This window comes from Rhizobium sp. 10N414, assembly GCF_056394785.1.
Map to the genome: position 1 here is coordinate 1 of NZ_JBFTIN010000077.1, position 9443 is coordinate 9443.

Consider the following 9443-nt stretch of genomic DNA (forward strand, 5'->3'; position numbering starts at 1 on the left):
GCCGCCATGAACGCATGCATCTGACACTGAAACTTGAGACAACCAAGCCGGCCGGAGACAATTTCCTGCAGCAGCAAGCCCGCTTCGACGACTTCGTCGAGGAGTTCAACAGCGAGCGGCCCCACCAGGCGCTCAACATGGCCTACCCGATCTCGACTACCCGTTCCACGACCAGACAGTCACCGTCACAACATGCGGACGCATCTGCTACAAGCGGAAGAAGATCAATCTCAGTCTGGTCTTCGCCGGTCAGGCCGTCGGCATCAAACAGGTCGAAGACAATATCTGGCTGACAAGCTTTATGGACTACGATCTGGGATACTTCGATGATGAGACATGCAGGCTTGAACCTTTGCCGAACCCTTTCGGTCCAAAAGTGTTACCTATGTCTCAGGAATAAAACGTAACCTATGTGTCCAGAACGGACCGAGAAAGAGTGGCGACCCCTGCAGGAATCGAACCTGCGACAACCTGCTTAGAAGGCAGGTGCTCTATCCAGCTGAGCTAAGGGGCCGCATGACCGAATTCGCACCCGGTCAAATCTGCGGATGAACGCGGATCAATGCGTCCAGGGTTGCGTCCGCGTATAGCGGAAATTGTCAGGATAAGCCACGATCTGGCGCTGCGGATCCTTCGGGGCAATAACCCGGTACTCGATGCCGTTACGCTTCGCGTAAGCCTCAGCGAGTTCCTGCGTTTCGAAGGTCAGCTTCAGCTGCTGGCGCATATCCGAGGAAGACGTATAGCCCATGATCGGATCGATGGTGCGCGGCGTCTCCTGATCAAACTCAAGAACCCAAATATGTGTCTTTGCCTTGCCGGACTGCATCGCGGTCTTGGCTGGACGGTAGATCTTGGCAGACATTGCTGCAGGGCCTCCGATTTAGCGGCTTTCGCACTTGAAACTTCATTCTGCCCCACAAGGCAGCTACTCTTGACGCAAACCATCGCACGAAGAGATGAATTTTGCTTAGCGGCGAATCCCTTTCTTTTCAAGAAAAAAGCCGTACCAGTCGCAGCGCTGTTCAACCGTTTCCAACAGGCGCCTTCCTCCCGCGATCATCGATTGTCATGCTCATATCGATCGCTTCACACCGCAAGCTTGAGGAAAAGAATGCTCACACCAAGGTTGGGGATAGGCGATTTAGATATTGCGGGCGCGGGGCGAACCGTGTATTGGCCTCCCTCGTCGGCACGGAGTGTAGCGCAGTCTGGTAGCGCATCTGGTTTGGGACCAGAGGGTCGGGAGTTCGAATCTCTCCACTCCGACCATTTTCCCCGCTTGTAAGTGATTGAAATTCAAGAAAACCCTTGTGTTTCAAGCACCTTTGTCCGAACTACCCTTACAAAACTCGTTACAAACGGGCATCGGACATGGCAAAAACAAAGAAGCGGAAACTCCCCCTCTATCTGCAACTGCTTGACGGACGCTATTTCGCCCGCGTCCCGGTTAAGCCGGAACTCCGGCCCTATGTCCGCCAAACACAGTTGCGCGAGCCGCTTGGCCCCGATCTCCGCACGGCAAAAGAAAACCTTCATTATCACGTCGCAGTCTTCAAAGAGCAGCTTCGCAAGGCGGCTGAAGCTTACACTCAGGACACCGGCAAGAGCATCGCAATCACAACAGACCCGGTAGACCCGGCAAAGCTCATGGTTCGCCGCTACCGGGAAGTTGTGGCGTTTGACGATGAGCTACGCGCAACCGATTATCGTTACGCGGCATTCGGCTATGTGGATGAGCATCGGGTGGCGAAGCTACGCGACGGCATCGCGGGTGGTCTCACCGATCAAGAATATCTTAGCCTTATCGGCCATATCATCCGCAGGCTCCAGAAAACCGGCGAAGTTGCCGCGCAACCCGGCAGTAGGGAATTTAGAACGGTCGCGCAGGCACTTTGCATCGCGGAGCTTGACGGCCTTGCCCGACAAGCGGAACGGGACGAAGGCGACTTCACAGGCCAGCCCGAACACCCGGCGTTGGTCGAGGCAATTAAACAAGAGGCAATTGAGCAGGCGCAGGACGCGGAGCCGATTCGCGTGTTTGATAGCTGGACCTTCGACCGTGTGATTGAGGAACAAGCGCGCCGGGCCGCCCTAGGCTTAGGCCGTGCCAAGTCTGAAGCGACGTTAGATAAGTATCGCGCCGCTCAGTATGATTTCGAACATTTCCGCAGGGACAAGAAGGTTGCGACCATCACGCTCGCCGATGGCAAGGCGTGGCGCGATCACCTGCTTGAGGCAGGTAAGCTCTCCCGGAAGACGGTCAAAGACAAAATCACTGTGATCCGCACGTTGATGAATTGGGCGAATACTCAATCAGAGCGGCAGATGTTCCCCCAGGGCGATCCGTGGGCGGCATTGGAGTTGCCTAACGTAGAGAAAGGCGACAGCGCGGACCGCACATATTCACTTATGGAAGCCCGGCACCTGCTTGAATTTGCACGAACCGCAACCCGTTCAAGCTTCCGTTGGATACCATGGATCATCGCCCATACCGGCGCGCGTGTGAACGAAATTACGCCGCTTGAGAAAGCCGACGTATCCGAGATTGAAGGGCATTGGTTCATCCATATCCGCGTTGGCAATGGCCGCACGACAAAGACCGGCAAGGCGCGCAAAGTGCCAGTGCATCGCGCCTTGATCAAAGAGGGCTTCATTGATTTCGTGAAGGCTCAGCCCAACGGAAAGCTGTTTCCGGGCGGGAAGAACGAGGATCAGCGCATTCGCGAATGGATTCATGAGAAAGTGTTTCCCAATCGTGAAGACATGCCACCGCCGAACCACGGTTTCCGTCATCTGTTCGAAGACGCTCTTTTCGCTGGCGTCAGCCAGAAGGCGGCGCTCTACATCACCGGTAGATCGTCCGGCTCTTCGGCTGATGACTATGGTGGCAGCGACTTGCGACTGATCGAAATCGCAAACCAGATGGACAAGGTGCAAAACATCTTGGAAGAAAGAGCCGCGAGCACAACACATCCTGCGAATGTTGAAGAAGGATACGAGAATTGAAGTTCGATGAAACTCACAAGGGCTACCGGATTTCTTATCAACGCCACGCGATGTTGGCAGCACTTATAGCCCGCCCCGGCGAGCCATACGTTATGTCAGAAATCGCCAAGGCTACTCATGAAGAAGGTATGGGCGTGCTCAAGGCCCGAGTTCACGCCATTATCGACGAAGACATAGCAAAAACTAAGAAATAATAAGATATTTTTCCTATGTAGGTAACTTTTCCTATTATAGGGATTCACAAGCGAGTTCTGATGTGAGATTCTGTCCTCAAGTTAATTGAGGACAGATTGCATGAATTTTACCGGCATTGTTTCGAGTGCGAAGAAGGCTTTCGGCCTTCCGGCAGAACAGAAGGCCTATTCCCTCAATGATCCCGCGATTAATGAAATCTTCGGCGTGATCCCTACCGCATCTGGCGTTGTCGTTACTGGCAACTCCGCGATGCGCATTCCGGCAGTTCTTCAGGCCGTCCGGCTGATCTCCGAAACCATTGGCTCGCTTCCTTGCAAGCTGTATCGTGAATCCGAAGACAGCAAGGAAGCAGCCAAGGATCATAGCGCCCACAAGATTGCCCATAACCGGGCTAACGACTGGACCAGCGCCGGACAGCTTCGAATTGATCTCACGATTGACGCCCTGCTTCATAGCGCTGGCTATGCGCAGGTAGTCCGCGCTTCCGATGATCGGCCCCTTGAGCTTCACCGACTGGACCCGTCGAAGGTGCAACGCCGGTTCGAGGACGACGGCGAACCCTACTATCTCTATTCCGCCGAACGCGGACAGGTGCGGCTTTCCTATCGCGACGTTCTTTATATCCCCGCCTTCGCTGGCGTCTCGCCGGTCAAGCTTGGCCGTGAAGCTATCGGCGTTGCTGCCGTTCTTGAACGCCACGCCTCGCAGTTCTTCGGTTCCGGCGCTCGCCCTAGCGGCATCATCACCAATGAGAAGCTTCAAGGCGGCGAAGCTGGAAGCGCCGCGATAGCCAATATTCTGAAGTCGTGGCGCAAGTGGCGGACGAATGCCAACGGTGATCCGCTGATTATGGACGCCGGTTGGAAGTTCGAACAGCCGACCATGACTAGCACCGATGCTCAGTTCATCGAAAACCGCCTTGAGCAGATCAACGAAGTTGCCCGGATCTTCGGCGTTCCGCCGCACATGCTCTACCAGCTAGAGCGCGCGACGTGGAGCAACGCGGAACAGATGGCCGCAAGCTTCCTTCAACTCTGCCTTCGCCCTTGGCTGGACAAGTGGCAGGACGCTTACGCGACCGTGCTTCTCACGGACGAAGAGCGCGACACCCTCTACTTCGAATTCGTCATTGATGACCTTCAGCGTGCCGACGCGGCAGGCCGGGCCGAAATCTTCGGCAAGCTTGTCGCTATGCGCGCCATGACCCCGAACGAAGTTCGCGCCGCAATGAACCTTCCGGCCCTGCCGGGCGGCGACGAACTCGCAAACCCTTACACGACCACGACCGGCCCGGCAGATCGCCAGCCGCCGAAGGAAGCAGCCGAATAATGCAGCACACCGCCTTTTTCGGTGATGGCGAAAAGACGTTCGCCCTCACGACCGAAATGATTCTCGAATTGGAGCGCAAGACCGGCGTTGGTATCAACGCGCTATACGCCCGCTTCATACGGCAGGACTTCCATTTCATCGATATGATCGAAATCGTCCGCACTGGCCTGATTGGTGGCGGAACGTCCCCGGCTGAAGCTCAAACCCTTGTCGACACCTACGCCAAGCCGCGTCCGATCATGGAAGTTCTTCCCCTCGCCTTCGACATTCTTGACGCCCGTTGGAACGGCAAGCCGGAAGTCACGGCAATCGCCCTGGACGAAATCGGACATGCCGCAGCAAGCGGCGACCTCTCGGCGGCCATCAACGAAACTCTTGCGGAGTCCTGCCTTTGAGCGAAACCGCTACTCTCGAAATCAAGGCCGAAGTCTCGATTGACGACGCTGGCACTGTGACCGGCATCGCATGGCCTTTTGGTAAGCCCGACAGCTACGGCGACCTCATCGAACCGACCGCGTTCAAGTTCGCCCCTGAAGTCCCGATGATCGTTGAACACGAACAGCGGCAGGTTGTCGGCATCTGGAATTCCTTCAATGTCACCGACAAGGGACTTGAAGTTAAGGGTCGGTTGTTTGTGGAAGGCATCGGCCCCGCCCGTGAGGCTCGCCGTCGCCTTGTCGCCGGTAGCATGTCCGGCTTGTCCATTGGCTACCAGCTTCATGAACACAAGGCCCGCCCTGAAGGTGGGCGTGTCCTAACCGATCTCACCATTACCGAAATTTCCCTTTGCCGTCGCCCGGTGCACCCGGACGCCCGCACCATTGAAGTCAAATCCATCATCGAAGGAACCAGCATGGAAAACGAACTGAAGGAACCGGTTGTCGAACAGATGTCCGACTCGGTTGTATCCCCGGAAGAACTGAAGGCTATCAAGGCACGTGTCGATAAGCTGGAAGCCAAGGCTCACCGCCCGCTTTCCGCAAATAACAATCATCCGGATGGCGCAAACGACAACAGCGAGAAGAAGGCTTTCGCAGACTTCATCCGTTCCGGTGACGCCAGCGAAGTGAAGTCGCTCGGCTATGGCTCGCCTTCCACGGGCGGCATTTTGGCACCGGAAGTCGTTTCGACTTCGATCCTCGAAAAGGTTGCGGAATTCTCGCCGGTTCGCGGACTTGCCCAGACTATCGCCATGTCCGGGCCCCTGCTTCAGTTGCCGCGCCTTGTCGATGAAGTCGCGGTTGGCGAAGTCGCTGAAACCGCACCGCGCCCCGAAAGCGAACCGTCGTTCGATCAGATCGACCTTAAGCCGTTCGAAATGGCCGTCATTGTCCCGGTCACGCGTATTCTGCTTGAAGATGCGCAGATCGATCTTTCCGGTTATCTCGGCAACCACGTCGCGCGCCGTTTCGGCCAGAAGGAAGCCGCTTGGTTCATCAATGGCAACGGCACGACCCAGGCCGAAGGCGTCCTTACGTCGGACGACGTTCAGGAACTCGAATTTGAAGAAGTGAACGCCGATCATCTGATCGACTTGTTTTACAGCATCAAGACGGCCTATTCGGCAAACGGTTCGTGGCTCATGAACCGCAAGACGATGGCAACGGTTCGCAAGCTGAAGGACACGGACGGTTCCTATCTTTGGCAGCCCTCTATTGCCGCCGGCCTGACGCCGACCCTTCTTGGCCGCCCGGTCTTTGAGGCCGTCGATATGCCCGACATCGACAACGACAAGTCGCCGATTGTCTTCGGTGACTTCGCCAGCGGCTACGCCGTTGCTGATCGCGTAGGCTTCGAAATCATCCGCGATGACCTGACCGGCGCAAGCAACGGCATCGTTAAGCTTCATGCTCGCCGTCGTGTCGGTGGCCGTGTCGTAATGGGTGAAGCCCTCACTAAGCTGAAGATCGCAGCCTAATCCATGACCTACCAACGGCCCGCATATGAACAGGTGACGATTGCGCACGGTGGAAACACCGTGACGCTTCGCCCCTCCTTGCGGGCCGCGATTACTCTCGAAGCGCGCTATGGCTTCCCGGCCATGTTCCGGGCGCTCGAAGAAGGTAACTTGACCATCATTTCTGAAATCATCCTTGCCGCTTCTGTCTCCCGGCAGGATGCTGCGGCCTTCCTTCTGGGCTTGGACGGAAGGCCGCTTTCTTCTTTCATCGGTCCCGCACGCCTGCCGCTTGCCGAACTCGTCTCGATGTTCCGGCCCGCGCCTGTCATTCGGTTGGACACGAAGGCTTTAGCAGCCCCTACCGGCAAGTCTGTCGCATGGGCCGACTACTATGCGGACCTTTATGAGAAGGCGACCGGCTGGCTTGGCTGGACGCCCGAAACGGCATGGAACGCCACCCCGACCGAAATCGATCGCGCCTATTCAGGCCATGTCGACAAGCTGAAGGCCATGCACGGCGGCGAGGACAAGGAAGAGAAACAGAACGACCCCGATCAAGCCGCGCGCAACGTCGCCGCTGGTCTTGATCCCGAATTTGACCGCAACGCCCTTCGCGCCCTGAAGGCCAAGATTGCAGGTGGCGTATGAGCAAGCCCGCCCGCATTTGTTCTTGTGGCCGCGTCGTGCCGCATGGCGTCCTTTGCGAATGCCAGCGCGCCGCAACTCGCGAACGCAATGCCCGCCATGATGCGCAGCGCCCTTCAGCAGCCAAGCGCGGCTATAACGGCGAATGGCGCAAGGCCCGCCTCGAATACCTCGCCATGCACCCGCATTGCCGGGAATGTAGCACCCACGGCGTAACGCGCCTCGCTACCGTCGTTGATCACATCATCCCGCACCGTGGCGACAAGCGCCTTTTCTGGCACCGCGCCAACTGGCAGCCGCTTTGCGCGCCTTGCCACAACTCGATCAAGCAGCGTCAGGAGCGCAGTTTATGAGGACCATTCTCCACACCTATCGCGGCCAGCGCTGGCTTGTCGCCGAACTCGCAGACATCACCGGCATTCCGGCAGCAACTATCACGGCACGCATCGCGGCAGGCTGGACCGTAGAGCAAGCCGTCGGAACGCCCACGCCGAAGCAGCGCCGGGCGGGGGTGCTCTCCAATTTGCCAGCGTTTGAGGGAACCGGCGCAGGGAGCACCGCACAAATGACACCGAATATAACTTTTTTAGAGAAGGCTTAAATTCAGCATGTCCGCAGTCAGTCTTGAACTCGCCAAGGCACATATGAAGATCGACGGAAACGCCGAAGATGAGCTTGTTTCGCTCTATATCGACGGTGCGGAAACGTGGATTTCGAACTACGTCGGAAAGCCCCTCGCCGACCTGGACCCGCTTCCGGCAGACGTGAAAATCGCGCTTTTGCGCCTCGTTTCCTTCTATTTCGAGTGCCGGAACATCGCAACTTTCGGCGTTTCCGCACAGCTTGCGCCGCTCGGCGTCACGTCCATCCTCGATTCCTACCGTGATACGTGGTTCGGCGATGGCGAATAAGAGCGACAACGGCCTAGCCGAAACCCTCGCAGCCTTCGACCGGATCGCTCGCGCGCCGCGTGAAGCCGTGCTTCCGGCCTTGTTGAAGTCCGGCGAAGAGCTTGCGGCAGCACAGAAGGCACTTGCCGAAACGTCCCGCGATACCGGCGCATTGATCGGCAGCATCCATGTCACCATGCCGGGACAGTCGACGCCTGCTTACTCTCAGCCGGGCGGCGCGCGCGTTGCCGGCGAAACGGAAGTTATTGTTACCGCAGGCAACAGCGACGTTCGCTATGCGCACCTTGTCGAATACGGCACTTCCGACACGGAAGCGCAGCCCTTCTTTTGGCCCGCCCTTCGGCTTCTCCACAAGCGTCTTCAAAACCGCATCAACCGCGCCGCAAAGAAGGCCGTCAAAGACGCATGGAATGAACAGTGATTGAACCGACTTTAGCCCTTCAGACCGCAATCCGCACCCGCCTTCTCAGCAAGCCGGAAGTGACCGACCTTGTTCCGGCAGACCATATCCGGGCGGGCACCACGCGGCCCGACAAGACGCCTTCCATCATCATGAGCGACGGCAACACTGCTTTGCACGGCCACGACTACAGCAGCCAGCGGACGGCGTGGGTATACCTGGACCTGCATATCTGGACGCTGGACGCGGGACAGGATGCGGCGAAGGAAATCGCGGGCGCGGTTATGGCCGCCCTCGATAAGCGTAACATCGCCATTGAGGGCGGCTATTGCGATCATTTTCGCCTCACCGCGTCTCGGTTCCCGCGCGATCCTGACCCGGCCTATGGTCACGGCATCCTCTCCGTCGAAGCGCTCATTCGGTGGATTGTCTAATGCTCAATATCGGGAACATGGATCGCCGCATCACCATCGAACGCGAAACCGAAACCATGTCACCGTCCGGTGACGCGCAGAGGGCGTGGGTGCCCGTCGCCACGGTATGGGCCGAAGTTCTTCAGCAGACGGCGAGTGAATTCTTCACCGGTTACGGCGAGGCAGAGACCGGCAGCGTGATTTTCCGTGTCCGTTATCGCCCTGGCATCACGACTGCCGACCGCGTGAGCTATGACGGCACGGCTTACGGCCTCAAGGAAACCAAGGAACTTGGCAGGCGTGAGGCCCTTGAGCTTCGCGGCGAGGCCATGAAGTGACTCACCTTCGCGGCATCAAGCCCGCAATTTCACCGGACAGCAGCGCATTGAGGAACGCACCGGCAGCGCCGAAGCAGCTTTCAGCCTACGCGCGCGCCGAATGGAAGCGGATTATGCCCGGCCTTATCGAACGCGGGATTATCACGCGTTGCGACCTAGTAGCGCGTTTTCGTGGTTCGAATCATATCAAGCAGCCTCGGCGAGCTTGTATGACCATGTGTGGATGACGGGATGACGATTGATGTCGTCGATACCGGCCATAATGCGTTCCTTGAGCTCGTGTTTTGAGGTCACCCGGATGTG

The 9443-nt window shown here is 57.5% G+C and carries 13 protein-coding genes, 2 tRNA genes and 1 pseudogene; 14 read left to right on the forward strand and 2 right to left on the reverse strand.

Going from position 1 to position 9443, the window contains the following annotated elements:
* Positions 1–400: pseudogene (locus AC1DE4_RS31205) on the forward strand (integrase core domain-containing protein); the annotation flags it as partial.
* A 37-nt stretch (positions 401–437) separates the two neighbouring features.
* Here AC1DE4_RS31205 and AC1DE4_RS31210 read toward each other — a convergent pair.
* Both AC1DE4_RS31210 and AC1DE4_RS31215 read right to left on the reverse strand, forming a co-directional pair.
* Positions 438–514: transfer RNA gene (locus AC1DE4_RS31210), tRNA-Arg, on the reverse strand.
* 45 nt (positions 515–559) lie between these two features.
* Entirely contained in the window at positions 560–865 is a 306-nt protein-coding gene (locus AC1DE4_RS31215; protein ID WP_016554394.1) for an ETC complex I subunit, read from the reverse strand.
* 330 nt (positions 866–1195) lie between these two features.
* On the opposite strand from AC1DE4_RS31215, the gene AC1DE4_RS31220 reads away from it, so the two are divergent.
* The 13 genes from AC1DE4_RS31220 to AC1DE4_RS31280 all read left to right on the forward strand — a co-directional run bounded on the left by AC1DE4_RS31220 (position 1196) and on the right by AC1DE4_RS31280 (position 9140).
* Positions 1196–1272: transfer RNA gene (locus AC1DE4_RS31220), tRNA-Pro, on the forward strand.
* A 102-nt stretch (positions 1273–1374) separates the two neighbouring features.
* A complete protein-coding gene (locus AC1DE4_RS31225) occupies positions 1375–3009 on the forward strand; it encodes a hypothetical protein (RefSeq protein WP_477884699.1) in 1635 nt (544 codons plus the stop codon).
* A complete protein-coding gene (locus AC1DE4_RS31230) occupies positions 3006–3203 on the forward strand; it encodes a hypothetical protein (protein ID WP_477884700.1) in 198 nt (65 codons plus the stop codon). Before AC1DE4_RS31225 ends, AC1DE4_RS31230 begins: the two co-directional genes overlap by 4 nt.
* 100 nt (positions 3204–3303) lie before the next feature.
* Positions 3304–4533: a phage portal protein gene (locus AC1DE4_RS31235; protein WP_477884701.1), complete on the forward strand. Its 1230-nt coding sequence runs from the start codon at positions 3304–3306 to the stop codon at positions 4531–4533.
* A complete protein-coding gene (locus tag AC1DE4_RS31240) occupies positions 4533–4928 on the forward strand; it encodes a gene transfer agent family protein (RefSeq protein WP_477884702.1) in 396 nt (131 codons plus the stop codon). The genes AC1DE4_RS31235 and AC1DE4_RS31240 overlap by 1 nt, the downstream gene beginning before the upstream one ends.
* Positions 4925–6451: a phage major capsid protein gene (locus AC1DE4_RS31245; RefSeq protein ID WP_477884703.1), complete on the forward strand. Its 1527-nt coding sequence runs from the start codon at positions 4925–4927 to the stop codon at positions 6449–6451. The genes AC1DE4_RS31240 and AC1DE4_RS31245 overlap by 4 nt, the downstream gene beginning before the upstream one ends.
* A 3-nt stretch (positions 6452–6454) precedes the next feature.
* Positions 6455–7081, forward strand: a complete 627-nt coding sequence (locus tag AC1DE4_RS31250) for a hypothetical protein (protein ID WP_477884704.1) — start codon at positions 6455–6457, stop codon at positions 7079–7081.
* Positions 7078–7431 (forward strand): HNH endonuclease signature motif containing protein, encoded by a 354-nt coding sequence (locus tag AC1DE4_RS31255; protein ID WP_477884705.1) that lies wholly within the window; start codon positions 7078–7080, stop codon positions 7429–7431. Before AC1DE4_RS31250 ends, AC1DE4_RS31255 begins: the two co-directional genes overlap by 4 nt.
* A complete protein-coding gene (locus AC1DE4_RS31260; RefSeq protein WP_477884706.1) occupies positions 7428–7679 on the forward strand; it encodes a hypothetical protein in 252 nt (83 codons plus the stop codon). Before AC1DE4_RS31255 ends, AC1DE4_RS31260 begins: the two co-directional genes overlap by 4 nt.
* A gap of 7 nt (positions 7680–7686) precedes the next feature.
* Positions 7687–7989, forward strand: coding sequence for a head-tail connector protein (locus AC1DE4_RS31265; protein ID WP_477884707.1), 303 nt, complete (start codon positions 7687–7689; stop codon positions 7987–7989).
* Entirely contained in the window at positions 7979–8410 is a 432-nt protein-coding gene (locus AC1DE4_RS31270; RefSeq protein ID WP_477884708.1) for an HK97-gp10 family putative phage morphogenesis protein, read from the forward strand. The genes AC1DE4_RS31265 and AC1DE4_RS31270 overlap by 11 nt, the downstream gene beginning before the upstream one ends.
* Positions 8407–8823: a DUF3168 domain-containing protein gene (locus tag AC1DE4_RS31275; protein WP_477884709.1), complete on the forward strand. Its 417-nt coding sequence runs from the start codon at positions 8407–8409 to the stop codon at positions 8821–8823. Before AC1DE4_RS31270 ends, AC1DE4_RS31275 begins: the two co-directional genes overlap by 4 nt.
* Positions 8823–9140: a phage head closure protein gene (locus tag AC1DE4_RS31280; protein ID WP_477884710.1), complete on the forward strand. Its 318-nt coding sequence runs from the start codon at positions 8823–8825 to the stop codon at positions 9138–9140. Before AC1DE4_RS31275 ends, AC1DE4_RS31280 begins: the two co-directional genes overlap by 1 nt.
* Positions 9141–9443: the final 303 nt, after the last annotated feature.

What these genes read in the sequence shown, in the direction of transcription:
- AC1DE4_RS31215 (WP_016554394.1), bottom strand. Translation starts at nt 865, where the DNA reads ATGTCTGCCAAGATCTACCGTCCAGCCAAGACCGCGATGCAGTCCGGC.
- AC1DE4_RS31225 (WP_477884699.1), top strand. Translation starts at nt 1,375, where the DNA reads ATGGCAAAAACAAAGAAGCGGAAACTCCCCCTCTATCTGCAACTGCTT.
- AC1DE4_RS31235 (WP_477884701.1), top strand. Translation starts at nt 3,304, where the DNA reads ATGAATTTTACCGGCATTGTTTCGAGTGCGAAGAAGGCTTTCGGCCTT.
- AC1DE4_RS31240 (WP_477884702.1), top strand. Translation starts at nt 4,533, where the DNA reads ATGCAGCACACCGCCTTTTTCGGTGATGGCGAAAAGACGTTCGCCCTC.
- AC1DE4_RS31250 (WP_477884704.1), top strand. Translation starts at nt 6,455, where the DNA reads ATGACCTACCAACGGCCCGCATATGAACAGGTGACGATTGCGCACGGT.
- AC1DE4_RS31255 (WP_477884705.1), top strand. Translation starts at nt 7,078, where the DNA reads ATGAGCAAGCCCGCCCGCATTTGTTCTTGTGGCCGCGTCGTGCCGCAT.
- AC1DE4_RS31260 (WP_477884706.1), top strand. Translation starts at nt 7,428, where the DNA reads ATGAGGACCATTCTCCACACCTATCGCGGCCAGCGCTGGCTTGTCGCC.
- AC1DE4_RS31265 (WP_477884707.1), top strand. Translation starts at nt 7,687, where the DNA reads ATGTCCGCAGTCAGTCTTGAACTCGCCAAGGCACATATGAAGATCGAC.
- AC1DE4_RS31270 (WP_477884708.1), top strand. Translation starts at nt 7,979, where the DNA reads ATGGCGAATAAGAGCGACAACGGCCTAGCCGAAACCCTCGCAGCCTTC.
- AC1DE4_RS31280 (WP_477884710.1), top strand. Translation starts at nt 8,823, where the DNA reads ATGCTCAATATCGGGAACATGGATCGCCGCATCACCATCGAACGCGAA.